Genomic DNA, 26,054 nt, shown 5'->3' on the forward strand with positions numbered 1-26,054 from the left:
CGACTGCCGGTAACGGTGCAACGCGCGGTGGCGACATGATCGTTGAACGGCGCGGGCTCTGCCGTGCCATTGAACGACGCCGGCTCTGCCGTTGCGGTGCGCGGCCGCGATGATTGTCATGCGTTCGCCGGGTGTGGACGGGATATCGGCAGTCGTTTGGGAACCGACCCTACCTCGGCGGGTGCCAGATTGCCGGTAGGGTCGAACCTTGGTCGACTGCCGGTAACGGTGCAACGTGCGGTGGCGACATGACCGTTGAACGGCGCAGGTCCTGCCCTACGATTGAACGATGCCGGCTCTGCGGTGACCGTGCGTGGCCGCGATAATTGCCATGCGTTCGTCGGGTGTGGACGGGATATCGGCAGTCGTTTGGGAACCGACCCCACCTCGGCGGGTGCCAGACGCAGAAAGGCCGCCCGAAGGCGGCCTTTCTCCGTGCAGCAACGTCGCGAGGACGTCAGTGCATCATGTGCACGTTCATGTTGTGCATGACCCACAGCGAGCCGGCGACGATGATGCCGATCACCACCACGGTGAAGGCCGCCGCGCTGACGTTCCAGCGCTGCTCCGACGAGCGGTTCAAGTGCAGGAAGAACACCAGGTGCACCAGGATCTGCAGCACCGCGGCGATCACGATGATCACGCCGGTGGTGAAGGTCGGCAGGTTGCCGTGCATCACCAGCCAGAACGGGATGATCGTCAGGATCGCGGCCAGCGCGAAGCCGACCAGGTACGACTTGACGCTGCCGTGGCTTTCGCCGCCGGCACCATGGTCGTGTGCGTGGTTGTCGTGTGCGGACATTACAGCGCTCCCTTCAGGTAGACGACGGAGAACACGCCGATCCAGATCAGGTCCAGGAAGTGCCAGAACAGGCTCAGGCACGCCATACGGGTCTTGTTGGTCGGGGTCAGGCCGTTCTGCTTGATCTGGATGAACATGATCAGCAGCCACAGCAGACCGGCACTGACGTGCAGGCCGTGGGTGCCCACCAGCGCGAAGAACGCCGACAGGAACGCACTGTGGTCCGGACCGAAGCCCTCATGGATGAGGTGGTTGAACTCCCACACTTCCATGACCATGAAGCCGAAGCCCAACAGCCAGGTCAGGCCCAGCCAGAGGTACATCTGGCCCACCTTGTGCTTGTGCAGGGCAATCATGCCCAGGCCGAAGGTCAGCGAAGAGACCAGCAGCAGCGTGGTTTCCCAGGCAACGAAGGTCAGGTCGAACAGATCCTTCGGGCCCGGGCCACCGTTGGTGCCACCGGACAACACGATGTAGGTGGCAAACAGGCTGGCGAAGATGAGGCAGTCGCTCATCAGGTACACCCAGAAACCGAAGACGGTATTGCCGCCGGTGTCGTGGTGCTCGTGATCATCATGGCCGTGGGCCGCCGCGTGCGCGGCGTGCCCATGGTTCATGGCGTTGGAGGTAGTGCTGCTCATGCCTTCAGCTCCGCTTTCACCAGGCCCTGCGCCACCAGGTGGCGACGGTGCTCATTTTCGATGCGCTCCACTTCGGCGGCGGGCACGTAGTAATCGGTGTCCTTGTCGAAGGTGCGCCAGATGAAGGTACCGATCATGCCGACGATGCCGACGATGGCCAGCCACCAGATGTGCCAGATCATCGCAAAGCCCAGGACCAGGCTGAAGGCACCGATCACCACGCCCGTGCCGGTGTTGCGCGGCATGTGGATGTCGGTGTACTTGGCCGGGCGCTCCCACGCTTCACCACGCTGCTTGCGTTCCCAGAACTCGTCCAGCTCGGTAACGCGCGGCAGCGAGCCGAAGTTGTAGAACGACGGCGGCGAAGAGGTTTCCCACTCCAGCGTACGTGCATCCCACGGGTCGCCGGTCAGGTCGGCGGTCTTCTTGCGGTCGCGGATCGACACGGCGATCTGGATCACCTGGCACAGGATGCCGGCGCCGATGATGAACGCACCGAACATCGCAATCACCAGCAGCGGCTGGTATTCCGGGTTCGGGTAGCTCTGCATGCGGCGGGTCATGCCCATGAAGCCCAGGATGTACAGCGGCATGAAGGCCACGTAGAAGCCGATGAACCAGCACCAGAACGCGCGCTTGCCCCAGGTTTCATTGAGGCGGAAGCCGAACATCTTCGGCCACCAGTAGGTGATACCGGCAAACATGCCGAACACCACGCCGCCGATGATGACGTTGTGGAAGTGGGCGATCAGGAACAGGCTGTTGTGCAGCACGAAGTCGATGGCCGGAATCGCCAGCATCACGCCGGTCATGCCGCCGATGGTGAAGGTGACCATGAAGCCGATGGTCCACAGCACGGGCGTGGTGAACTGCACGCGACCGCGGAACATGGTGAACAGCCAGTTGAAGATCTTCACGCCGGTGGGAATGGAGATGATCATCGTCGTTATGCCGAAGAAGGCATTGACGTTGGCACCCGAGCCCATGGTGAAGAAGTGGTGCAGCCACACGATGAACGACAGAACGCCGATGCAGGCGGTGGCGTAGACCATGCCCTTGTAGCCGAACAGCGCCTTGCGCGAGAACGTGGCGATGACCTCGGAGAACACGCCGAAGGCCGGCAGCACCAGGATATAGACTTCCGGGTGACCCCAGATCCAGATCAGGTTGATGTACAGCATGGCGTTGCCGCCACCGTCATTGGTGAAGAAGTGCGTGCCCAGGTAACGGTCCAGGGTCAACAGCACCAGGGTGACGGTCAGCACCGGGAAGGCAGCGATGATCAGTACGTTGGTGACCAGCGCGGTCCAGGTGAACACCGGCATGTGCATCAGCTTCATGCCCGGGGTACGCATCTTCAAGATGGTGATGAAGAAGTTGATGCCGCTCAGCGTGGTACCCAGGCCTGCTACCTGCAGGCCCCAGATGTAGTAGTCGACACCTACCCCTGGACTGTATTCCTTGCCCGACAACGGCGGGAAGGCCAGCCAACCGGTCTGCGCGAACTCACCGACGCCCAGCGAGATCATCACCAGGCCCGCGCCCGCCACGAACAGCCAGAAGCTGAGCGAGTTGACGAACGGGAAGGCCACGTCGCGTGCGCCGATCTGCAGCGGCACGACAACGTTCATCAGGCCGGTGATCAGCGGCATCGCCACGAAGAAGATCATGATCACGCCGTGGGCGGTGAAGATCTGGTCGTAGTGATGCGGGGGCAGAATGCCTTCATTACCGCCGGCAGCCATGGCCTGCTGCACACGCATCATGATCGCGTCGGCGAAGCCGCGCAGCAGCATGACGAAGGCGATGACCAGGTACATCACGCCGATCTTCTTGTGGTCCACCGAGGTGAACCACTCTTTCCAGAGATAGCCCCACAGCTTGAACTTGGTGATCAGGGCCAGCACCAGCAGGCCACCGATACCAGCACCGATCAACGTGGTGATGATGATCGGATCGTGCGGGATGTCGGCAAATGTCAGTTTACCCAACAGATTCATGCTTATTCTCCCGAGCCTGCGTGGCCGGTGTGACCGGCGGCGGCATGCTCGTCTGCAGTGTGTTCGGCGTGCTCGGCGTCAGCACCCGCGGCGTGCGCCGCGTGCGTGTCGTCGGCGTGCACGTCCGCCGGGGCAGGACTCGCAGCGGCAGGCATGTCGTGGCCGGCGTGGCTTTCGCCCGCGGCGCCGTCATGGCCCATCGCGTTGTGGTCGTGCTTCATGCCGTAGTGCTGGTTGTCGCCCATGTGCTTGGCGATGACCCAGTCGAACAGGCCGGCTTCGGCGGTACCGAAGTACGTCACCGGGTGCCAGTCGTGGTTCTTTTCGGCCACCAGCGCATTGAACGCGGTCTTGTCCAGGGTCGCCGCGTCGGCGCGGACCTTGGCCAGCCACTGCTGGTACTGCGCATCCGTCACCGAATGGGCGCTGAAATGCATCTTGCTGAAGCCCGCGCCGCTGTAGTGCGAGGACATGCCCGGGAACTCACCGGTCTCGTTGGCGATCAGGTGGAGTTTGGTCTCCATGGCCGTCATCGAGTAGATCATGCTGCCCAGGTGCGGGATGAAGAAGGCATTCATCACCGAATCGGACGTGATCTTGAAGTTCAGCGGGGTATCGACCGGGAACGTGATCTCGTTGACCGTGGCGATCTTCTCTTCCGGATAGATGAACAGCCACTTCCAGTCGAGCGAGATGGCTTCGATCACCACCGGCTTCTTGTCCGACTCCAGCGGACGGTACGGGTCCAGCGCGTGCGAGGAACGCCAGGTCAGCACGGCCAGCACCAGCACGATCATGCACGGGATCGACCACACCACCACTTCGATCGCGGTGGAGTGCGACCACTTCGGCTCATAACGGGCCTTGGTGTTGGTCGCGCGGTACTTCCAGGCGAAGGTCAGGGTCATGATGATGACCGGCACGACGACCAGCAGCATCAGCACGGTAGCCGTGATCAGCAGCGTCTTCTCATCGTGGCCGATCTGGCCCTTGGGGTTGAGGATGGCCGAGTTGCAGCCCGTCAGGAACACGGACAACGCGAACAGCAGGCCCGGACGCAAATAGCGTCCAAGGGGTTTCAACGGAATCATCGGTCGATCCAATTGCGTAGGGAATGCCAGCTCAAGCGCGCCCCGTCCCGGCCAAAGGCCGGTTGTGCCGGTCCAGGGGGACAGGCACAGGGGACGATCATGTCAGCCCTCTAATTTTAGGCCGTCATGCATCATTTAAGAAAGGCATTGACAATGATCCAGCGCAGGAAAGCCCCGTTTTGGCTGCGACACGTTGTCGCAGTGCGGGCAATACGCCCGATTCAGCACGCCAACACGTTCATGTATAGACATGAATGCCCTGCCCGTCACCCGAGCAGCCACGACAGCAGCAGCGTGCACAGGCAGACATAGCCGAGCAGCGCCAGGCTCACCGCCAGGGTGGTGCGCATGATCGCCGATTCCTGGCCCACCAGCTTCACCGCCGCGGCCGCGATGGCGATCGACTGCGGCGACACCAGCTTGGCCATCACCCCGCCGGCGGTGTTGGCGGCCACCAGCAGCGCCGGGCTGACCCCGATCTGCGCAGCAGTGACCGCCTGCAGGTGGGCGAACAGGGTGTTGCTGTTGACCACCGAGCCGGTGATGAACACGCCCGTCCAGCCGATCACCGGCGCCAGCGCCGGGAACACCCCGCCGGCCTGGGCCAGCGCCAGCCCGATCGTGGACGAGGCCCCCGAGTAATTGGTGATGTAGGCCACGGCCATCACCAGCGCCACGGTGGCCAGCGGCTTCCACATCTCCCGGCCGGACTGGGCCAGTTCCTCGCCGGCCGCGCGCAGGCCCAGCTTCGGCGACAGCACCACCGTAAGCAGCGCGGCAATCAGGATCGCGGTGCCCGAGGCGTTGAGCCAGCCCACGGTCCAGACCGCCGGCAGCGTGTGCGCGGCGGCCACCAGCGGCGGCAATTCCTGCACGCGCTGGTGGAGCAGGCTGACCGGCAGGTGCAGCACCGTGGACCCAAGCGCGCCATCGGCGGCGAACAACGCCTTGAACGCCGGCAGGCTCCAGACCAGGATGGTGGCGGTGAGAATGTAGAACGGCGACCAGGCCAGCAGCACCTGCCGCAGCGTCCAGCGCTGGCTGGACACCGGCGGCGCCTGCGCCTCGCGGTAGATCCGGCGCGGGCGCCAGACCTGCATGAAGGCGGCCAGGCTACCCATCGCGGCCAGCGGCCCGATGATATCCACCAGTTCGGGCCCCAGCAGGTACAGCACGAGCGTCTGGCTGCCACTGAACACGCCGCCGACCACCAGCAGCACCGGCCAGGTCTCGCGCACCCCGCGCCAGCCGTCCAGCAGCAGCACCAGCACCGCCGGCAGCAGCAGCGCGCAGAGCTGAACCAGCGGGATCAGCATCTGCGACATCTCGCCCAGCCCCACCCCACCCTGCTGCGCACCCACCAGCACCGGAATGCCGATCGCGCCGTAGGCACCGGCCGCGCCGTTGGCGACCAGGCACAGCATGGCCGCCTTCAGGGGGCGGAAGCCCAGTTCAACCAGCAGCGCGGCGCAGATCGCGATCGGCACGCCGAAACCGGCGGCGCCTTCGAGGAAGCCGCCAAAACAGAACGCGATCAGCAGCACCTGGATGCGCTGGTCCTCGGAAATGGTCGCGATGCTGCCGCGGATCACCTCGAACTTACCGCTGCGGATGGCCAGTTTGTACAGCCAGACCGCCATCAGCACGATGAAGCTGATCGGGAATACGCCGTTGGCGATGCCGAGCAACGCCGCCCCGAGCAGGGTGTCCAGCGGCATGCCGAACACCAGCGACGACACCAGGGCCGAGACCAGCACCGCCAGCAGCGCGGCGGTGAGGCCCTTGAGGCGAAGCACGGTGAGCGCCAGCAGGAACACCAGCACCGGCAGCGCGGCCAGCAGCGCCGAGAGGTTCGCATTGCCGAGCGGATCGTAGTTCTGATGCCACATGGTCAGCCCCTGCGGTGGGAAAAGACGGGGAACAGCGGTACGCGTGGATCAGGGCAGCGGCACCGCATTGGGACACGGCCGGCCAGCGGCGAAATCCCCCAGGTTGCGCAGGGTGATCTCGGAAATTTCCTGCAGCGCCTCCACGGTGAAGAAGCCCTGGTGCCCGGTGACCAGCACATTGGGGAAGGTCATCAGGCGCTGGAAGGCGTCGTCATCGATGATCTCCCCGGAGCGGTCCTGGAAGAACAGCGCGCTTTCCTGCTCGTACACGTCGATGGCCAGGTGCCCCAGCTGCCGCGCCTTTAGCGCACCAATCACCGCGTGGGTATCGACCAGTCCACCTCGCGAGGTGTTGACCAGCATCGCGCCGGGCTTCATCCGCGCCAGCGAGGTGGCGTTGATCAGGTGGTGGGTGTCCGGTGTCAGCGGGCAATGCAGCGACACGATGTCCGCGCGCGCCAGCAGCTCGTCAAGCGCGACGTACGTGCCGATCGCATCGAGCGCGGACGACGGGTACGGATCGTGGCCGAGCACGGTGCAGCCCATGCCCTTGAAGATACGCGCCGTGGCCAGGCCGATCTTGCCGGTGCCCACGATGCCCACCGTCTTGCCGTAGAGCGTGCGCCCGAGCAGCCCGTCGAGCATGAAGTTGCCTTCGCGTACCCGGTTGTAGGCGCGGTGGGTGTGCCGGTTGAGCGTCATGACCAGCGCCAATGCGTGCTCGGCCACCGCCTCGGGCGAATACGCCGGCACCCGCGCCACGAAGAAGCCCAGCTGCCCGGCCATGGCGAGGTCCACGTTGTTGAAGCCGGCACAGCGCAGCAGGAGCGCGCGCACGCCCAGGGCGTGGAGCGCCTGCAGCACCGGCGCGTCCAGACGGTCGTTGACGAAGACGCAGACCGCCTCGCAGTCCTGCGCCAACGCTGCGGTATGCACGTCCAGCGTGGCATCGAAGTAAAGGAACTCCACCGGCCGGGCCGCATCGGCACGCTGGGTGGCCTCCTCGAGGAAGCGGCGGTCGTAGGGCCGGGCGCTGAAGACGGCAGTTCGCATGACGGGCTCTCCGGGAATTCCAGCCCCACCATACCGCTCCTCGATGACACACGGAAACACGCGGCAGATACCGGCCCCCACCATGGACCCGGCTGCCCACCTGCCCTAGTATTCGCCCCTTGGGAAACGCCATGGGTAAACGTACTTGGGCAGTTTTGAGCGCTTCAACGGCCGCCGCAGCGGTCAGGGCAACGAGGTCGTCATCCTCTCCCACGGCTTCGGCACCGACCAGACCGCGTGGACGGCATTGCGGCCCTGGTTCGACCAACGGTTCGACGTGATCTCGTTTGATCTCGCCGGCTGCGGTCCCAACGGCGCGGACACCTACGATTTCGACCGGCATGGCGCGATGTTCGGCTATGCCGACGATCTGCTCGATATCGTCGACGAGCTCGACCTGCACCGATTTACGTATGTCGGGCACTCGATGAGCGGCATGATCGGGGCGGCCGCCGCGGTTGCACGCCCGGAACTGTTCGAACGCGTCGTGACCATCGGCGCTTCGCCGCGCTACCTCGACGATGACGGCTACACCGGCGGCTTCAAGCCGCAGGACCTGGACAACCTGTTCGAGAGCATGCAGGCCAATTACCAGGCCTGGGTGGCCGGGTTCGCGCCCATGGTGGTGGGCGTCGAGGACAACCGCGTGCTCGCGGATTTCTCGCGCACCCTGTTCCAGATGCAGCCGGACATCGCGCTCAACACCTCCCGCACCATTTTCACTTCGGACATGCGCACGCTGGCGCCGCAGTTGTCCATGCCGGTGCACGTGATCCAGACCGCGGTGGACATGGCGGTTCCGGTCGAGGTGGCCCAGTGGCTGGCCGATACCATCGACGGTGCAACGCTGGACATCATCGATGCGTCCGGGCACCTGCCGCATATGACCGCCGCCGACGAAGTGACACGCATCCTGGAACGGCGATTGATCGAGACGGCGCCTTGAACGCGCCCAGCAGCGAGGCGCTTGCCGCCCTGTGCGGCTTCGCCCGGCTCACCACCCACGCAGACCTGGCCCTGGCCGTTGAACTGGATGCGCAGGGCCGTTCGACGTGGTCGACCGGATCGCCCACGTTGCCACTGTCCGGCTTCAACCTGGCGCGCAGCGGCATTCTCGAGCGCGCCTGGCAGGGCCAACCCGTGGACGCGACCGGCTTCCGCCTGCCGACGGCCATCCTGCAGACCTTGCAGGGTCCGCCCACCCAGCTGCTGTACGTGCCGGCCCCGTCGGTGGGCAGCCCGCACAGCGGCCTGTTGCTGCTCTGGAAACACCAAGCGCCTGCCGAGGGGATCACGGCCCAGCTGCCATTGCTGTCCAGCAGCGTGGCCGGACTTCTCTCCGCGCGACGCGAAGCCACCCGCCAGCTCATCGCGCACAATCAGTTCATCGATCTGGTGGAAAGCGTGCCGGCCGGCATCGTGTTGATCGACGGCGATGGCGTGGGCGCGGTGATCAATGAGCACGCTGCCGCGCTGCTGAGCTGTGCCGCAGGCAACCACCGCGCCGCCGACCTGGCTGGCCCGATGCGAGCCTTGCGCCTGCGCAGCGACAACCACGCCGAGCTGGAACAGGCCTATGCCGCGCAGATGGGCAACGTCAACTTCGCCGCCACGTTGAACTGGACGTTCGGCGAACGCACCTTCGAAGTGGACACCCACCCGGTGCGCGGCAACGGCGAGTACGGCCGCATCTGGTTGTTCACCGACGTCACCGCCGACCTGTTGATGGCCGCCGAACTGCGCCGTCTGGCGTCGTCGGATCCGTTGACCGGCGTTCCCAACCGACGTCATTTCGAGGAGCGTTCCGCACAGATCATCGCCGCCCGCGAAGCCAGCGGACATTCGGTGGCGGTGCTCATGGTCGACGTGGATCATTTCAAGGCGATCAACGACACGCACGGCCATCCGGTGGGCGATGAAGTGCTCAAGATCGTGGCCCGGCGCTGCCGCGACGCGCTGCGCGACCGCGACCTGTTCGCGCGGTTCGGCGGTGAGGAGTTCATTGCACTGCTGTCGGCGCCTGTGATCGATGAAGTGCCCGCCGCCGCCGAGCGCCTGCGCAATGCGATTGCCGCCGAGCCGATCACCGTGGGCGGCACCCGCATTGCGGTGTCGGTGAGCGTGGGCGGTGCGGTGGGCGAAGCGCTGCCGGGCTGCGATGCGACGCTGCTGGAGGACCTGGTGGCCCGTGCGGATGAGGCGCTTTACCAGGCGAAGACAGCCGGACGTAACCGGGTGAGCATGGCAGCGTAGGCTGATCAGTCGCGACCATCACCTGCACGGGTCGCGCAGGCCTCAGTTCTCGAGCGGATCGATTTCGACCTTTCCGTCATCCCCCACCCACACCATGCACAACCGGCCATCGCCTTCGTACTCGTACGACCAGGCCGTGTCCGAACGCGCGTCGCTGATGAAGGTCATGCCCGTTTCGCTGCCGGTCTTGGCAAGCGCGCAGGCGCGGACTTTCTCATCCGCAATGCGGCGCGCGGCGGCCCTGGCAGCGGCCGAGTCCGGCGCGGGTTTGCCGCAGGCGGTGAGCAGGATCATCGCGGCGGTGGCGGTGGCGGTGGCGAAGGTGATGCGGGTGGTTTGGCGCATGTGGGTGTTCGATGCAGGGCTTGAGAAGCGGGATCGCAGCATGTGGGCCGGGGGAACGGAAGGTCGGTCTCTGCGAACCGCTTCCTGGCGGCATCGGCATTGCCATACGCCTGTAGCGTTCGTGACCAAACCTCAGGAACCAGGCAAAACAGCGCGCCGCCATCGGCGCTTGGATAGAGGGCTATTGAAGATCGCCCCCTAGTCACCGCAGTGCCTCGATGGTCTGCACATACAGGACGTCGTCGGAGCATCCACCGCCTTCAATGCGCCTGTCCCTGATGTCGTGCCACAGAAGATTCAGAGACCGCGGCCGAAAATCCATGGCCCCGGTGAGTACCACGGCCTGTCCATCCCAGGCAGCGGATCTGCGTAGGACATTCTTGGGTAGAGCAAGATCAACGCACTCGCCCGAAAGGGCCTGTACCGATCCCAATCCGTGCCCACCCACGTACACCGTCATAACCCCGCGGAGCGTTGTTTCGCCCTGAACAGCAGCGACGTGGGTTCTGCACGATGTGGCAAGTATCACCAGTACGGCTACGGTCAACAGTTGTTTGACGAACATGAGACGCCCCCGTTTCGAAGCACCGTCAGTATTGCTTCAATCCTTGACCCGGTTGATCAGGCCATTCAATGCGCGGCCTCGAAGCATGTTGCTCCTTCAGTTCTTACAAGCGGGGCGATACACCAACTGCAGCCCGGTCCTCCCCAAAAAACCCCGCACATCCTTCAAAGAACTTCAATCACTGTGTACGTCAGCGAGCACGTTGGCAACCATCCATCCACCCAGCAGGCTTTAGCGATTTTCCAGCTAAAGCCCCCTATAAACCAGGATTCCACTTACAGGCTGAACTTGAGAACACTACAACTCCACCATTCGTATTGTGAAAATTTACCAATAGCGACTGCGGCATTGAAATCATCAACAAACGCAATATCAAAAGCTATGAGCTAGGACAAAAGCACTTAAAGCCCGTTGCAATATTTTATCAAATGCTCCAGAAAGACGCCGAGTACGGTGTCTTCTCACGGTATCGACCCAACAGCACCACCCTGCAGGGAACGACAAACGGCTTCAACGGGAAACACCCACACCATAAAGAGCTCAGATATCTACAATTAAGTCCAGCATACCGTCCGCAAAACGCCTCCGCATTTCAGATGAGTCGTGATTGTCCGGGAATGCCAGGATTAATTCCCGTGAAGCCGCGAACGCATCCATCGTCGCAGAACAGACTTCCCCCAGTGTCGGCTCCACCAAGACCGGACGTGACGTAATTGGAAACCTGCCCCTTGGAAAATGATCATCAGGAAAGCCCATCGACTTTAACGTGAGACCGGGCAATCTCGGCATCGAATCCATTACGTCCGCAACTTTTGCCAACCAGTCTGAACTTGGCCCAATCCTCTTCAACAGGTACCACACAACCGCGATCAGTCCGTAGAATCGGCCCTTTGCGCGCAGATCCAGATTGAGCTCATTGAAGTATCCACGCCGAGGCAGCATGAGCGTGCGGGGGTTCGGCCGGTTGCACAGCCGCGCGTGATGAGCGCACCGATTCCGGACAACATTCAAGTTGATAAGCCAGTTATCGACGACATTCCGCTCCACGATATCCAGACGTTCGCAGATGCTGTCCTGATGACTCGGAGTCAACATACTGTACAGCTTTGAAACTGCGCCGAAGTCCCATGCTTCGCTGGCCACCCACACCGGTATGGGTTTATTGGCTTCAACATGCGAACGGATGCTGTCCTCATGACTCTGGGCTATCAATTTTTCGTGCCGCGCTAGCCATGCCGAATGCAATGATAACGTTCCCGCAGGAGTACCCTCTCGGACCGCCAGAGCCGATCGAATCACACTGGAACGATCAAGATGCGCCAAGGGGTCATGCCGTCCCAGCTCATGCGCAATGATCGTCCTCAGATGGACCTCAATGCGCTCAAGAGCATCCGTCATAAGAATACGGAGTGACTTGTCCATAAGGTAGAACTGGAACACGGCATCGAACGAAGTATTCTGCTGAAAATCATCAAAACGATGGGAAATGCGTTTCCCTTCCCGACGTTCTATGTGGAATCGTCGAGAAGGATGCCAGTACCCCGACAGGCGGTAGTAGCCTACTTGGGCAATCTTCCGAATCGCCCTATCCTTGTCCTCGACAATCATGCCTCGCGCCTCCAAGAGGTCGACGAGGTCGGGGTAGTCCCTGAATGGCTTTGCCGTGGCGGCAGGGGTGCTGTATTCTGTCACGTCCTAGTGATCCGATTTTCAGACAAAAAAAAGGCCAAACCGTCACTGACACTTAGTCAGGAGGGGATTTGGCTCTGTTGGAAAGAATTTTACGTTAAGTATCCCTAACAGTCAACTTGCCCCAACATCGAGCCACACGAAGGCATCCTGTGGGAAGCAGGAGTCACGAAATAGCCTCTACGCACGGCTTGATTACGACTCTGTCTTCAGACGGCCTAGGTGGCATCGAAAGAGAGAACCTTCCGCCCCTTCTACCGCCTGCGCGCTTCCTCCACCAGTAAGACCGGGCACCGATTGCCGGCGGTTTCCACCTTGGCCGTGATGCCACTGATGGGAGCAACCTTGGGCCGAATCATGGGCCTGATTCTGTCAAAGGACTCTGGGCCTGCTAGACAATGCATGGGCCAACTACTCGGGCACCTGGAGGCCCATCGCAAGGGCCGCTAGTACAGACATAAAGCTGCTGCTACTGTTCGCCGAAGGCGACGGGGGCCGTCGGAAGGGGATCGTAATGAGTATGGATACCATCGAGACATGGGCCAAGCTGCTAGCGCCCATCGTCTCGGCGCTGCTGATTGCTGGATTCAAGTGGTACACGGAAGGCAGACCCCGTGTTATCTCCTACCTTGTCCAGTCATGGGGAGTGCGGATCGAAGCTGGCTCGGACGGTACGCCAGGCGCAGTTGTGCACTCTCATTCAATCGTAGTTGCTAACACTGGCCGCAAGCCAGCAACCGGCGTCCGCGTCACCCATGGCATCAAGCAGACCTTGCCTGCCCATGCCATCCACCCTCCAATTCAGTACTCCATCGAGACCAACCCCGAGGGGTATCCGCAGATCGTGTTCCCGGTGTTGGTCCCTAAGCAGCAAATCACCATCTCCTATCTGTACTTCCCTCCCCTGCTTTACAGCCAGATCCTTGGCAACGTCTTAAGCAATGAGGGAATGGCAAGGATTTTGGATATTGTCCCTACCCCTAGACCGAGCCGATTTGTGTCGTGGGGTACATGGATTTTGGCAACCATCGGCGGGTCCGTCATCGTCTATTGGCTCTTTCGGATAGCTATCTGGCTAGTGCTCAGCGCGTAGAACCTGAGCCGTCCTGCAAGTCATTGAAGCGTTGAGTGGCCAAGTCTTTTCTCGGAAAGGTCCAAAGTTCAGCAAGTGAGCGCGGTCCTAGCTAGTGCCCGACCGCGCCATGAAGACAGCCGTCCGCTGACTCGTAGGGGCTTCGCAGTAAGTGGCCTTTAGACCGGTCGATCACACAGATTCAGACTTGCCGCAAGGAAACGAACTCTCTTCTACTCACCGCAAGGAAGCACTGCCAGCAAGCGTCTCAACAAGCTCCCTTTGCCCGTCAATCAGTTCCGACACCCACAAACAAAAAGCCCCGACCAAGGCCGGGGCTTTTCGTACAACTGGTGCCGGAAATAGGAATCGAACCTACGACCTACGCATTACGAATGCGCCGCTCTACCAACTGAGCTATTCCGGCTGAGCACGCAATTCTACGGTGGCGGCCCCAAGCGGTCAATTGGCACCGCCCCGGCCCGCCACCAAGGGGCACACACACACGCCCCACCCCACCAGGCGTTGACGCAAGGCCACCTACAGTAGTGCTGTCCCGCTTGGAAGCCCCCGATGCCCGCCTGTTCCCGACTGACCGGCCTCATGCTGGCCGCCCTGCTCTGCACCGGCAGCGCCGCCGCCGAACCCGCCCGCCAGACGCCGCAGCCACCCGACCAGCAGTGGCAGCCGCTGTTCCAGCAGGTCCAGGGTGCTCACCTGTTCAAGGACCAGAAGACCTTCGCCGACGCCATCCCGCGCCAGGACGCCCGTGCGCTGCTCGATCGCTGGCAGCAGGCCCAGACGCAGCCGGGCTACAGCCTGCCCGCCTTCGTCGCCGCCCAGTTCACGGTACCCGGCGATACGGCCGCCTACGTGCCCCCGGCCGGCGAAAGCCTGCGGGCCCACATCGACGGCCTGTGGCCGGTACTGACCCGCACCACCCGCACTGTCGACCCGCACGGCTCACTGCTGCCGCTGCCCAAGCCCTACGTGGTGCCGGGCGGGCGTTTTCGCGAGGTCTATTACTGGGACAGCTACTTCACGATGCTGGGGCTGGCGTCCAGCGGGCGCTGGCAGCAGGTGCGCGACATGGTCGACAACTTCGCCTGGCAGCTGGACCAGTACGGGCACATCCCCAACGGCAACCGCAGCTACTACCTGAGCCGCTCGCAGCCGCCGTTCTTCAGCGTGATGGTGGATCTGCTGGCCACCCACGAAGGCGATGACGCCTACCGCCGCTACCTGCCCCAACTGCGCACCGAGCATGCGTTCTGGATGCGCGGCGCCGACGGCCTTCAACCGGGCGCGGCCAGCGAGCGCGTGGTGCGTCTGGCCGACGGCCAACTGCTCAACCGCTACTGGGATGCGCGTGCGGTACCGCGTACTGAATCGTGGACCGACGATCTGGCCACCGCGGCGCAGGCGCCACAGCGCGCGCCATCGCAGGTCTATCGCGACCTGCGCGCGGGGGCGGAGTCGGGCTGGGATTTCAGCTCCCGCTGGCTGGCCGATCCGGCCGCGCTGGGCAGCATCCACACCACTGCCATCGTGCCGGTGGACTTGAACAGCCTGCTGTTCCATCTGGAAAAAACCGTGGCCCGCGCGAGCAAGGTGGCCGGTGACCGCGCTGCTGCACGCGATTACGAGCAGCTGGCGCAGGCGCGCCAGGAGGCGATCAATACGCTGCTCTGGGACGCCGCCCAAGGCTGGTACGTGGATCGTGATATCGGGCGCGGTCAAACCCGCCCTGCCCTCACGGCAGCGGCGCTGTTTCCGCTGTGGCTGCAGGTGGCCACCCGCGCGCAGGCCCGGCAGACGGCAGCGGCGGTGGATGCGCAGTTGCTGCGCCAGGGCGGCCTACTCACCACCACGGAGCGCACCGGGCAGCAGTGGGACGCGCCCAACGGCTGGGCACCGCTGCAGTGGATCGCCGTGGATGGGCTGCAGCGCTATGGCGAGAACACCCTGGCGCATCGCATCGGCACGCGCTTCCTGCACACCGTGCAGGCCGTGTACGACAGCGAAGGCAAGTTGGTGGAGAAGTACGTGGTGGACGGCTCGGCCGGCGGCGGCGGTGGCGGCGAGTACCCGCTGCAGGATGGCTTCGGCTGGAGTAACGGGGTGACCTTGGCGCTGCTGGACCGGCTGTGTCCGCCGCGACGTACGTGCGTCAGTGCACAGGATGTGGGCGCCGCAGATTGAGCTGCTGCGCAGCGACAATCAACTTCCGCGCGTGCCGTGGGCGCCCGGTACCGACCGCGCAATGCCGTATTGCGCGGCGTAATACGTACTCAACACCAGCAGGCTGGCCATCGGCAACCCACCGCCGAAACGGTCCCAGGCCAGCAGGCAATCGCTGGCCACGAACAACACCGCGCCGCCCGCCGCCCACGCCGTGCTGCGCCGGTCGATGCCCTGCGGTGCCGGCGCGCGCCAATGCCGGGCCAGCGCGAGGATCGCCATGACCGCCAGCACCACCACGTAGGCCAGGACGGGCACGCGCATGTCGGCCGGCAGGTGCGGCCACAACGCGATCAGGTTGCCCGCAGCGAACGCGCCAAGCAGCACGACCGCCACGCCCAGTCCGCGCCCGGCGTGGATGCCGGCGCGGAACGCGACGATGTAGCAGACATGCGCCAGCAGGAACGCCACCAGGCCCGGCACGAAGGCGTCCATCGGCAGCATCAGCGCGATGTCGCCGAGGCAGGAAAGGCCCATACCGGCCAGCACCGCACGGCGGTAGCCGGGTGCCGGTGACATTGATGAGGCCACGGCCTGCCATGCGATCGAAGCGATCAACAAGGTCGCCAGTGGTTTGGCCAGCCAGTGCACCCAACGTCCATCGCCGTCCAGGCCCGCGCCGACGATGGCCGCGATGGCCACGGCCACGATGAGTACATCGCGGCCGCGCGAGGTCATCGGGCTCTCCACAGCTCGGCCAGGCGATCAGGCTTGCCGGCGATGCGCTGCAGCGACGGGTACAGCAGGCCACCGTGGTAGTCCAGGCTCACCGTGTCGATGCGGTCGAAACTGCGCACCAGCAGGGTGATCGGCGCCTTGTCGGTCTTGGCGGCCGTCACTGCGTCTTTCAGTACGTCGCCCTTGAACACGCGCCCGTTGACGGCCAGCACCGTCATGCCCGGCGCCAGGCCGGCGTTGAACGCCGGGCTGTCCCACAGCACGTCGGTCAGCGCGCCGCTGTTGGCCACGCTGACGCCGAGCGAGTAGGTCAGGTTTATACCGGCGGCGCGGGTTTCCTGGGCCTTGACCGCATCGCTCGGGGTATCGGTGTAGACCAGTTTCCAGCCGGCCGCTTCCAACCCGCCGGTCAGCGATCCATGCCCGTCCAGGCGCTCGCGCAGGAAGCTGGCCCAGTCAAACGGGGCGATCCCGTTCAAGGTGCGCACCACGTCCTCGAAGGTGTAGGGATGGACGTTCCAGTCGCCATCGTTCACGCCGAAGAACGCCTTGGCGAAATCGTCGAGGCTGCGTTTGTTGCCGGTCAGCGCGCGCAGCTTGCCTTCCACTTCCAGCCACACCATCTGGCCACCGGAGTAGTAGTCCTCGCTCAGCTGGTAATTGCGGAACGCCAGCGCGCGACGCTGGGCGATGGTGGGATCGTTGGTGGTGTCCTGCAGCGCGCGCCACGCCAGGCCCGGTCGGCCGCGATCGTAGGTAGCCGCCACGTTGGCCAGGGTTTCGCGGGTCTGCTGCACGCTCCACAACCCCGAGCGCGCGGCCAGCACCTGGCCCCAGAACTGGGTCTGGCCTTCATACAGCCACAGCAGGCTGTCGCCCATCGGCACGTTGAAGTTGGGCGTGGACAGATCCGCACCGCGCCGGAACTTGCCATTCCAGGAGTGGTTGAACTCGTGCGGCAGCAGGTCGCGGCCCAGCCAGTTCTTGTCCCACTCGGTGAAATAGCCCGGTTCGGCGCTGTTCTCGCTGGAGCGCTGGTGCTCCAGGCCGATGCCGCCAAGCTTGCTGGTCAGCGCCAGCAGGAAGTCGTAATGATCAAAGTGGCGTGCGCCGTACAGCTTGTAGATCTGCTGCACCAGCGCGCGGTGCGCCTGCAGCTGTTCGGGCTTGGCGACCAGCGATTTGGCATCGTCGGCAAACACGTTCAGGCGCACCGGTACCTTGGCACCCGGATCCAGGTCGAACTGCTGGTAGTAGCGGCCGGCAAACAGCGGCGAATCGACCAGGTGGTCGTAGCTGATTGGCTTGAATACCACGGTGTCGCCGTCGCGGCGCTCGGTTTCCAGCGCGGTGGCGTAGTTCCAGCCCTTGGGCAGGGTCACGCTGGCCTGCGCCTGCAGGTTGCGGGTGATCACGCCGGCCGGATACAGCGAGTTGGCGTTCCACTGCAGGTTGAGCATTTCCGGGGTCATCACCACCCGGCCCTGGCTGCCGCCCTGGGAGGACAGGAACTTGAACTCGGCCACCACTTCGCTGGCACCGTCGGGCACATTCACCTTGAAGGCGTACACGTCGTACTGATCGCGCGTCCATTGCAGCGGCTTGCCGTTGGCGGTGACCACCAGCCCGGCCACCTTGTCGATCGGGCCACTGGGCGAATGCGCACCGGGCAGCCACTGCGGATACAGCAGGGTGAGCGGGCCGGGCTTGGCCGGAATGGTCGCCTTGACCTTGAAGATGCGCCGGCCGATGTCGCGCGCGTCCACCTCGATGCGCAGCACACCCGGCCAGGCAACATCCTGCGGGGGCGGCGTCTGCGCCTGTACGCCGGTGGCGGTAAGTGCCAGCAGCACGGACAGGACGGTGGTACGCATGTTCATCGGCAACGCTCCGGCGGTGATAGAGCCGATCCTAGCCCTCGTCCCTGCCCTGCCCCATGGCCAAAGGTCATGCGTGGGGCAGCGGCCAGACTATGCAAAGCACGGGCGTCGCGCGTGGGTAAAACCACGCCATGCGTGGCTGCGCCGCGTCAGCTGATCAACCGCAGCCGCAGTTCCTTGGGCAGCGCGAACACCATCGATTCCGGTTCGCCGTCGAGTTCGCCGATGCCGGTGGCACCCAGCTCCTTCAAGCGCGCGATCACGCCGTCCACCAGCACCTGCGGTGCCGATGCGCCGGCGGTCAGGCCGATGTGCTTCTTGCCCACCACCCACGCCGGGTCGATCTCGTGGGCGCCGTCGATCAGGTACGACTCCACGCCTTCACGGCGCGCCAGTTCACTGAGGCGGTTGGAGTTGGAGCTGTTCGGCGAGCCCACCACCAGCACCAGGTCGCAGCGCTGGGCCAGGTCACGCACGGCGTCCTGGCGGTTCTGGGTGGCGTAGCAGATGTCGTCGTTCTTCGGCCCCTGCATCGCCGGGAAGCGCGCACGCATGGCCTCGATGATGCCGCGCGTGTCGTCCACCGACAGCGTGGTCTGGGTGGTGTAGGCGAAGTTTTCCGGCTGCTCGATCTCCAGCGTGGCCACGTCTTCGACGTCTTCCACCAGGTAGATCCGACCGGTGCCGCGCTCGCGGTTCCACTGGCCCATGGTGCCTTCCACTTCCGGGTGGCCGGCGTGGCCGATCAGCACCACGTCGCGGCCGGCGCGGCAGTGGCGGGCCACTTCCAGGTGCACCTTGGTGACCAGCGGGCAGGTGGCATCGAACACTTTCAGGCCACGGCGCTCGGCTTCCTGGCGCACGGCCTGGGAGACGCCGTGGGCGCTGAAGATGACCGTGTTGTCGTCGGGCACTTCGTCGAGTTCCTCGACGAAGATCGCGCCGCGCGCCTTCAGGTCATCCACCACGAAACGGTTGTGCACGACCTCGTGGCGCACGTAGATCGGCGCCCCAAGGGTCTCGATCGCGCGCTTGACGATCTCGATCGCACGATCGACACCGGCACAGAAACCACGCGGATTGGCGAGCAACACGTCCATCGGTCAGATACTCCGGCCGGCACGCGGCCGGTTGATTGCAGGAAACAGGAGGGAATTATCCCGCTTTTTTCTCGGACTTGCCGTCGAACAGGCCAAACACAGCGATCCCGACCGCCCCGACCACGATCGCCGCGTCGGCGATGTTGAACGAGGGCCAGTAATGGTCGCCGATATGCCACTGGATGAAATCCACCACGTGGCCGTGCATCAGCCGGTCGATCACGTTGCCGACCGCCCCGCCGATGACCAGCGCGTAAGGCACCGCGCTGCGCCAATGGGCGCGGGCGGTGCGCGACAGCCAGAACGCCATCAGGCCGCTGATGCCCACCGCCAGCGCGGTGAAGAACCACAGCTGCCAGCCACCGGCATCGCTCAGGAAGCTGAACGCCGCACCGGTGTTATAGGTGCGGAACCAGTTCCAGAAGCCCTCGATGACCACCACCGGCTGGTACTCGGGCAGGCTGGACAGCACCCAGGCCTTGCTCCACTGGTCCAGGCCGATGATCGCCACCGACAGCAGCAACCACACCAACGCATTGGGACGCGGACGGACGGCGCTCATCAGAACCACCGCCGATCTTCGCCGGCACCGTCGATGTTGGTCACGCAGCGACCGCACAGTTCCGGATGGGCCGCCACCGTGCCTACATCGGCACGGTAATGCCAACAGCGCACGCACTTGGTTTTTTCAGTCGGCTGCGCACTGACAAACACCTCATCGGTGGTCGCCGGGCGCACCTGCACATCGCCACTGATCAGCAGGAAGCGCAGTTCGTCAGCCAGCGGCTGCCAGCGGGCGGCGGTGTCCGCATCGGCGGCCACGGTGATCTCCGCTTCCAGCGCCGCACCGATGGCACCGTTGGCACGCATCGGCTCGAGCACCTTGGACACCTGCTCGCGCAGGGCCAGCAGCTGGTCGAAATCGGCGGCGGTGAGCGGCGCGTCGGCCGGCAGCGGTTCCAGACCGTCGTACCAGGTGGCAAACAGCACGTTGTCCTTGCGTTCGCCCGGCAGGTAGCCCCACAGCTCGTCGGCGGTGAAGCTCAGGATCGGGGCGATCCAGCGGGTGAACGCTTCGGCGATGTGGTACATCGCGCTCTGCGCCGAGCGGCGGCCACGCGAGTCCACCGGCATGGTGTACAGCCGGTCCTTGGTGACGTCCAGGTACAGCGACCCCAGGTCGACGCTGCAGAAGTTCAGCAGCAGCTGCACGATCTCGGCCATGGTGTAGCTGGTGTAGGCGGCCTTGATCTTCTCCTGCACCTCGAAGGCGCGATGCACGATCCAGCGGTCCAGCGCGACCATGTCGGCCGGCGCCACCAGGTGCTGGGCCGGATCGAAGCCGTCCAGGTTGCCCAGCAGGAAGCGCGCGGTGTTGCGCAGGCGCCGGTAGGCGTCGGCATTGCGCTTGAGGATCTCCTGCGACAGCGACATTTCATTGCTGTAGTCGGCCGAGGCGATCCACAGGCGCAGGATGTCCGCACCCAGCGTTTTCATGATGTCCTGCGGCTCGATGCCGTTGCCCAGCGACTTGGACATCTTGCGGCCCTTCTCATCCACGGTGAAGCCATGGGTGAGGCACTGCTTGTACGGGGCATGCTTGTCGATGGCCACGCCGGTCAGCAGCGAAGACTGGAACCAGCCGCGGTGCTGGTCCGACCCTTCCAGGTACAGGTCGGCCGGCTTGCCGAAGCCACGTGCCAGCAGCACGCCTTCGTGGGTGACGCCGGAATCGAACCACACATCCAGGATGTCGGTGACCTTCTCGTACTGCGCGGCGTCGTCACCGAGCAGCTCGGCGCTGTCCAGCGAATACCAGACGTCGATGCCGCCCTGCTCCACACGGTCGGCCACCTGCTGCATCAGTTCAACGGTGCGCGGGTGCGGCTCGCCGGTTTCGCGGTGGGTGAACATCGCGATCGGCACGCCCCAGGTGCGCTGGCGGCTGATGCACCAGTCCGGGCGCCCTTCGACCATGCCGCCGATGCGCGCCTTGCCCCAGCTCGGGAACCAGCCGACGTTGTCGATGGCGGCCATCGCATCGCTGCGCAGGTTGGCCTTGTCCATCGAGATGAACCACTGCGGGGTGGCGCGGAACACCACCGGCGTCTTGTGACGCCAGCAGTGCGGGTAGCTGTGCACGATCTCGACATGGGCCAGCAGCGCACCGGAGGCGCGCAGCACGTCCACGATCAGCGGCTGCGCCTTCCACAGGTGCACACCGGCCAGCTCGACATCGCCGGCCGGCGGGGTCGAGGGCAGGTACACGCCACGGCCGTCGACCGGGTTGATCTGGCCTGCGTTGTACTGCTCCATCAGCCCGTACTGCTGGCTGACCACGAAGTCTTCCTGGCCATGGCCCGGGGCGGTGTGCACCGCACCGGTACCGTCTTCGGCCGAGACGTGCTCGCCGTTGAGCAGCGGGATGTCGCGGGTGGGATAGAACGGGTGGGCCAGCAGCAGGTTTTCCAGCGCCGCACCGGTGGCGTGGCCGTGTACGACCAGGCCATCGACGCCGTAGCGCTGCAGCGAACGCTCGGCCAGCGCGGCCGCCAGCACCAGCCAACGGCGCTTGCCGTTGTGGGCCGGGCCTTCGGCCAGCACGTACTCGATCTCCGCACCGAGGGACACCGCCAGCGAGGCCGGCAGCGTCCACGGGGTGGTCGTCCAGATCGGCACGGCCACCTCGACATCGGCCGGCACGGTCGCGCCGAAGCGCGCGGCCAGCTGCGCGCCATCACGCGCGGCGTAGGCCACGTCGATCGCCGGCGAGGTCTTGTCCTGGTATTCGATTTCCGCTTCCGCCAGGGCCGAGCCGCAGTCGAAGCACCAATGCACCGGCTTGGCGCCGCGCACGATGTGGCCGTTGGCGAACACCTTGGACAGCGCGCGGATTTCGTTGGCCTCGAAATCGAAGCTCAGCGTCTTGTACGGGTTGTCCCAATCGCCGATCACGCCCAGGCGCTTGAAGTCGCGGCGCTGCAGCTCGATCTGCTCTTCGGCGAACTCGCGGCACTTCTGGCGGAACTGCGCGGCATCCAGCTTGACCCCGACCTTGCCCCACTTCTTCTCGACCGCGATCTCGATCGGCAGGCCATGGCAATCCCAGCCCGGCACGTAGGGCGCATCGAAGCCGGCCAGGTAGCGCGACTTGACGATGATGTCCTTGAGGATCTTGTTGACCGCATGGCCCAGGTGGATCTGGCCGTTGGCGTAGGGCGGGCCGTCGTGCAGCACGAACAGCGGGCGACCCTGCGCGTTCTCGCGCAGGCGGGCGTACAGGCCCTCGTCTTCCCAGCGCGACAGAATGCCCGGCTCGCGCTTGGGCAGGTCGCCGCGCATCGGGAATTCGGTTGCCGGCAGATGAAGGGTGGCTTTGTAGTCCTGGCTCACGCAGTGGCTCGCAATCTGTGTTCGGAAAGGATGTGACGCGCCTGTTCGGCGTCACGGTGCATCTGGTCGGTCAACGCAGCCAGATCTTGGAACTTCTCTTCATCGCGCAGCTTGGCGACGAATTCCACTTCAATATGACGACCGTACAGGTCGCCCTGGAAATCGAACAGGTGGGCTTCCAGCAGCGGCTCCACGCCGTCCACGGTGGGACGGGTGCCGAAGCTGGACACCGACGGCCACGGCTGGTCGAACACGCCGTGCACCCACGTAGCGTAGATGCCCGACAACGCCGGGGTCTTGGGGAAGCGCAGGTTCGCCGTCGGGAAGCCCAGCGTACGGCCCAGCTGGCGCCCACGCACCACCCGGCCGCCGATCGAGTACGGGCGGCCCAGCAGATCGTTGGCGTGGGTGAAGTTGCCTTCGCGCAGCAGCTGGCGGATGCGGGTGCTGGAAATGCGCTCGCCGTGCAGGTCCACCGGGTCGATTTCGCCCGCCGTAAAGCCCTGCTCCGCGCCCATGGCCTGCAGCAGCGCCAGGTCGCCGCGACGGCGGTTGCCGAAGCAGAACTCCGGGCCGATCCAGACTTCACGCGCACTCAGGCGCTGCACCAGCAGCTGCTGGACGAAGTCTTCGGGCTGCATGGCGGCCATGCGCGCATCGAAGCGCAGCAGGCCCACCGCATCCACACCCAGTTCGTTGAGCATGGCCACTTTGTCGCGGGCCAGGGTCAGCCGCGGCGGCGGCTCGCCCTGGGCGAAGTACTCGCGCGGCAACGGTTCGAACGCCACCGCCACGGCGGCCACGCCCAACGCGCGCGCACGCGCCACCGCATGCCGCACCAACGCACGATGGCCGAGGTGCAGGCCGTCGAATGCGCCGATGCAGACCACGCTTCCGTGCGGGAACAGCTGCCCGCCTTCAATGCTTCTGAACAACCTGCTCATCAACTGGGAATCCGGCCCACCAGGGCCGATAGAGTGCAAGGGATAGCCATGAAGTATAGCCGGGGTGTCCACGGATCAATGCTCGCGCAGGTGGCGCGGGCGGAACCCCATCGCCACCAGGGCCACCAGGTAGGTCAGGCCGCCGCCGCCGACCAGCAGCGCGAGGTTGCCCATCCGGTGCCACTTGTCCATCTCGGTGAAGCCGGACATGCCGTGCAGCAGGCCCAGCAGCACCGCCACCATGGCCGCGCAGGCCAGGCCCAGGCGGGTCACATAGCCGCCCCAGCCGGGCTTGCGCTGGTACACATCGGTCTTGCCCAGCCAGTACCAGAGCAGGCCGAGGTTCAGGTAACTGGACATCGCGCTGGCGATGCCCAGCGCCAGATGCAGGCCCGGCTGCTTGCCCAGCGCGACCCACACGCCCTGCGATTTCAGTTCATCCGGCACCATCACCTGGTACAGCACGGCCAGCAGGATGAAGTTGAAGACCATGTTGGCCACCAGCGCGGCGATACCGGCCCGGACCGGGGTGCGGGTGTCCTGGCGCGCGTAGAACGCCGGCAGCACCACCTTGAGCAGCGCGAACGCCGGCAGCCCGAAGCTCAGGCCGTACACCGACAGCGCGGTCATGCGGGTGTCGAAGGCGGTGAATTCCTTGTACTGGAACAGCGTGGCGATCAGCGGCTCGGCCAGCAGCACCAGGCCAAGCATGGCCGGCACCGAGATCAGCAGGGTCGTGCGCAGGCCCCAGTCCAGCGCGCTGGAGAAGCCGGCCTTGTCGGTGCTGACGTGATGGCGGGCCAGCGCCGGCAGGATCACCGTGCCCAGCGCGACGCCGAACACGCCCAGCGGCAGCTCCAGGAAGCGGTCGGCCAGCGACAGCCAGGACTGCGAGCCGTCGGTCAGCTTGGCCGCGATCACCGTATCCAGCAGCAGATTGATCTGGGCCACCGAGGAGCCGAACAGGGTCGGCACCATCAGGGTGAGCACCTTGCGTACGCCCGGATGCCGCCAGCCCCAGCGCGGCAGGGTCAGCAGGTTGATGCCCTTCAGCGAGGGCAGCTGGAACAGCAGCTGCAGCAGGCCCGCCGCCAGCACCGCCCAGCCCAGGGCCAGGATCTGCTTCTCCGGGGTGCCGCCCAGCCGGGGCGCCAGCCACACCGCGCCGGCGATCATGCACAGGTTGAGGATGACCGGGGTCAGCGCCGGCATCGCAAAGCGCTGGAAGCTGTTCAGGGCGCCGCCCGCCAGCGCGGTCAACGACACGAACAGCAGGAACGGGAAGGTCAGCCGGAACAGGTCGACCAGCAGGCCGTGCTTGGCCGGGTCGGTGTCCACCCCGCTGGAGAACAGGGTCGCCAGCTGCGGCGCGAAGATCAGCGCCAGCGCGGTGACCAGCATCAACACGCCGCCCAGGGTGCCGGCCACCCGCGACATCAGCTCGCGCAGCTCGGCGTGGGGGCGGGTTTCCTTCACTTCCGTGAACACCGGTACGAAGGCGGTGGCGAAGGAGCCCTCCGCGAACAGCCGGCGCAGGAAGTTGGGCACCCGGAAGGCCACCCAGAAGGCATCGGTCACCGCATTGGTGCCGAACGTGGTGGTGATGACCTGGTCGCGAACCAGCCCCAACACCCGCGAAATCATGGTCATGCTGCTGAAAGACAGCAGACCCCGCAACATCCTTGGTGAACTCACCCGTGTTCCCTCTTGACAATTGACTTGACGTACATTTTTCGAGCCATCATACTTTCCAGCTTGCTGTTCCCATTACACCGATTTTTCAGGAAACCACCACTGTGGCCAATATCAAGTCCGCCAAGAAGCGCGCCAAGCAGACCGTCGTGCGCAACGCGCGCAATACGGCTCAGCGTTCGATGCTGCGCACCGCTGTCAAGAAGGTGATCAAGGCTCTGGATGCCAATGACGCCGCCGGCGCCGAGGCAGCCTTTGCTGTTGCCCAGCCGATCCTCGACCGTTTCAGCTCGCGTGGTCTGATCCACAAGAACAAGGCTGCTCGCCACAAGAGCCGCCTGACCGCGCGCATCAAGGCCATCAAGGCCGCCTGATACGGCGCTGCGGGTGTCGTAGAGCCACGCCCCGCGTGGCTTCGACCCAACCGCAGAAAAAGACCCGGCCCCGGCCGGGTTTTTTGTTGCCCGCAGATCCGTAACGCCCTTGGCGGCGACATCATGAGCAAGACGCCCCGTAGCGCCGGGCTCTGCCCGGCTGCCGTTGGCAGCGATATCGTGAGCAAGCCCCGTCGTAGAGCCGGGCTCTGCCCGGCTGACCTGCGCGGCAATATCGTGAACGTCGGACGCCAGCCGGGCAGAGCCCGGCTCTACGAGGCCATTCAAACGCAGCGTCCGCAAGACGATGCCCTGCACACGCGGTGCGGGCGCACCACAGAAAAACCCGGCC

20 protein-coding genes and 1 tRNA gene are annotated in these 26,054 nt (G+C 64.7%); 5 read left to right on the top strand and 16 right to left on the bottom strand.

Annotation, left to right across the window (positions count from 1 at the left end):
- Positions 1–457 precede the first annotated feature (457 nt).
- From cyoD to DX03_RS13935, 6 genes are all read right to left on the bottom strand, one after another.
- Positions 458–802, bottom strand: coding sequence for a cytochrome o ubiquinol oxidase subunit IV (cyoD, locus tag DX03_RS13910; protein WP_038689648.1), 345 nt, complete (start codon positions 800–802; stop codon positions 458–460).
- Positions 802–1,443, bottom strand: a complete 642-nt coding sequence (gene cyoC / locus DX03_RS13915) for a cytochrome o ubiquinol oxidase subunit III (RefSeq protein WP_038689650.1) — start codon at positions 1,441–1,443, stop codon at positions 802–804. The genes cyoD and cyoC overlap by 1 nt, the downstream gene beginning before the upstream one ends.
- Positions 1,440–3,437: a cytochrome o ubiquinol oxidase subunit I gene (cyoB, locus tag DX03_RS13920; RefSeq protein ID WP_038692409.1), complete on the bottom strand. Its 1,998-nt coding sequence runs from the start codon at positions 3,435–3,437 to the stop codon at positions 1,440–1,442. Before cyoB ends, cyoC begins: the two co-directional genes overlap by 4 nt.
- A gap of 8 nt (positions 3,438–3,445) precedes the next feature.
- Entirely contained in the window at positions 3,446–4,534 is a 1,089-nt protein-coding gene (gene cyoA / locus DX03_RS13925; RefSeq protein WP_038689652.1) for a ubiquinol oxidase subunit II, read from the bottom strand.
- A gap of 266 nt (positions 4,535–4,800) precedes the next feature.
- Entirely contained in the window at positions 4,801–6,423 is a 1,623-nt protein-coding gene (locus DX03_RS13930) for a lactate permease LctP family transporter (RefSeq protein WP_038689654.1), read from the bottom strand.
- A gap of 48 nt (positions 6,424–6,471) precedes the next feature.
- On the bottom strand, positions 6,472–7,476 hold the full coding sequence (locus DX03_RS13935) for a 2-hydroxyacid dehydrogenase (RefSeq protein WP_038689656.1): 1,005 nt from the start codon (positions 7,474–7,476) through the stop codon (positions 6,472–6,474).
- Positions 7,477–7,621: 145 nt separating this feature from the next.
- Between DX03_RS13935 and DX03_RS13940 the strand changes: the two genes are divergently transcribed.
- Together DX03_RS13940 and DX03_RS13945 are read left to right on the top strand one after the other, a co-directional pair.
- Positions 7,622–8,422, top strand: a complete 801-nt coding sequence (locus DX03_RS13940; protein ID WP_038689659.1) for an alpha/beta fold hydrolase — start codon at positions 7,622–7,624, stop codon at positions 8,420–8,422.
- Positions 8,419–9,729: a GGDEF domain-containing protein gene (locus DX03_RS13945; RefSeq protein ID WP_038689661.1), complete on the top strand. Its 1,311-nt coding sequence runs from the start codon at positions 8,419–8,421 to the stop codon at positions 9,727–9,729. Before DX03_RS13940 ends, DX03_RS13945 begins: the two co-directional genes overlap by 4 nt.
- Positions 9,730–9,771: 42 nt before the next feature.
- Here DX03_RS13945 and DX03_RS21200 read toward each other — a convergent pair whose 3' ends face one another.
- Together DX03_RS21200 and DX03_RS20735 are read right to left on the bottom strand one after the other, a co-directional pair.
- A complete protein-coding gene (locus DX03_RS21200) occupies positions 9,772–10,074 on the bottom strand; it encodes a hypothetical protein (protein ID WP_038689663.1) in 303 nt (100 codons plus the stop codon).
- A gap of 1,105 nt (positions 10,075–11,179) precedes the next feature.
- On the bottom strand, positions 11,180–12,331 hold the full coding sequence (locus tag DX03_RS20735; RefSeq protein ID WP_081797245.1) for an Abi family protein: 1,152 nt from the start codon (positions 12,329–12,331) through the stop codon (positions 11,180–11,182).
- A 511-nt stretch (positions 12,332–12,842) separates the two neighbouring features.
- On the opposite strand from DX03_RS20735, the gene DX03_RS13960 reads away from it, so the two are divergent.
- Positions 12,843–13,421: a hypothetical protein gene (locus DX03_RS13960; protein WP_038689667.1), complete on the top strand. Its 579-nt coding sequence runs from the start codon at positions 12,843–12,845 to the stop codon at positions 13,419–13,421.
- Between the two features lie 330 nt (positions 13,422–13,751).
- Here DX03_RS13960 and DX03_RS13965 read toward each other — a convergent pair.
- Positions 13,752–13,827: transfer RNA gene (locus DX03_RS13965), tRNA-Thr, on the bottom strand.
- A 146-nt stretch (positions 13,828–13,973) separates the two neighbouring features.
- Between DX03_RS13965 and treA the strand changes: the two genes are divergently transcribed.
- On the top strand, positions 13,974–15,602 hold the full coding sequence (gene treA / locus DX03_RS13970) for an alpha,alpha-trehalase TreA (RefSeq protein ID WP_038689669.1): 1,629 nt from the start codon (positions 13,974–13,976) through the stop codon (positions 15,600–15,602).
- Positions 15,603–15,620: 18 nt separating this feature from the next.
- On the opposite strand, the gene DX03_RS13975 is transcribed toward treA, so the two are convergent.
- From DX03_RS13975 to murJ, 7 genes are all read right to left on the bottom strand, one after another.
- A complete protein-coding gene (locus tag DX03_RS13975; RefSeq protein WP_038689671.1) occupies positions 15,621–16,319 on the bottom strand; it encodes a lysoplasmalogenase in 699 nt (232 codons plus the stop codon).
- Positions 16,316–18,199 (bottom strand): M61 family metallopeptidase, encoded by a 1,884-nt coding sequence (locus DX03_RS13980; protein ID WP_038689674.1) that lies wholly within the window; start codon positions 18,197–18,199, stop codon positions 16,316–16,318. The genes DX03_RS13975 and DX03_RS13980 overlap by 4 nt, the downstream gene beginning before the upstream one ends.
- A gap of 149 nt (positions 18,200–18,348) precedes the next feature.
- Positions 18,349–19,299 carry a 4-hydroxy-3-methylbut-2-enyl diphosphate reductase gene (gene ispH, locus DX03_RS13985; protein WP_038689676.1) on the bottom strand — a complete coding sequence of 317 codons (951 nt, stop codon included), beginning with the start codon at positions 19,297–19,299 and terminating at the stop codon, positions 18,349–18,351.
- A 55-nt stretch (positions 19,300–19,354) separates the two neighbouring features.
- A complete protein-coding gene (gene lspA, locus DX03_RS13990; RefSeq protein WP_038689678.1) occupies positions 19,355–19,861 on the bottom strand; it encodes a signal peptidase II in 507 nt (168 codons plus the stop codon).
- Entirely contained in the window at positions 19,861–22,692 is a 2,832-nt protein-coding gene (ileS, locus tag DX03_RS13995; protein WP_038689679.1) for an isoleucine--tRNA ligase, read from the bottom strand. The genes lspA and ileS overlap by 1 nt, the downstream gene beginning before the upstream one ends.
- A complete protein-coding gene (locus DX03_RS14000) occupies positions 22,689–23,636 on the bottom strand; it encodes a bifunctional riboflavin kinase/FAD synthetase (RefSeq protein ID WP_038689681.1) in 948 nt (315 codons plus the stop codon). Before DX03_RS14000 ends, ileS begins: the two co-directional genes overlap by 4 nt.
- Positions 23,637–23,711: 75 nt before the next feature.
- The gene (murJ, locus tag DX03_RS14005; protein WP_038689683.1) at positions 23,712–25,316 is read right to left on the bottom strand and encodes a murein biosynthesis integral membrane protein MurJ; all 1,605 of its coding nucleotides are present in this window, start codon (positions 25,314–25,316) and stop codon (positions 23,712–23,714) included.
- Between the two features lie 116 nt (positions 25,317–25,432).
- On the opposite strand from murJ, the gene rpsT reads away from it, so the two are divergent.
- Positions 25,433–25,702, top strand: coding sequence for a 30S ribosomal protein S20 (gene rpsT, locus DX03_RS14010; protein ID WP_019184515.1), 270 nt, complete (start codon positions 25,433–25,435; stop codon positions 25,700–25,702).
- The last annotated feature ends 352 nt before the right edge of the window (positions 25,703–26,054 follow it).

It is taken from the genome of Stenotrophomonas rhizophila (assembly GCF_000661955.1).
GTDB classification, from domain to species: Bacteria; Pseudomonadota; Gammaproteobacteria; order Xanthomonadales; family Xanthomonadaceae; genus Stenotrophomonas; species Stenotrophomonas rhizophila.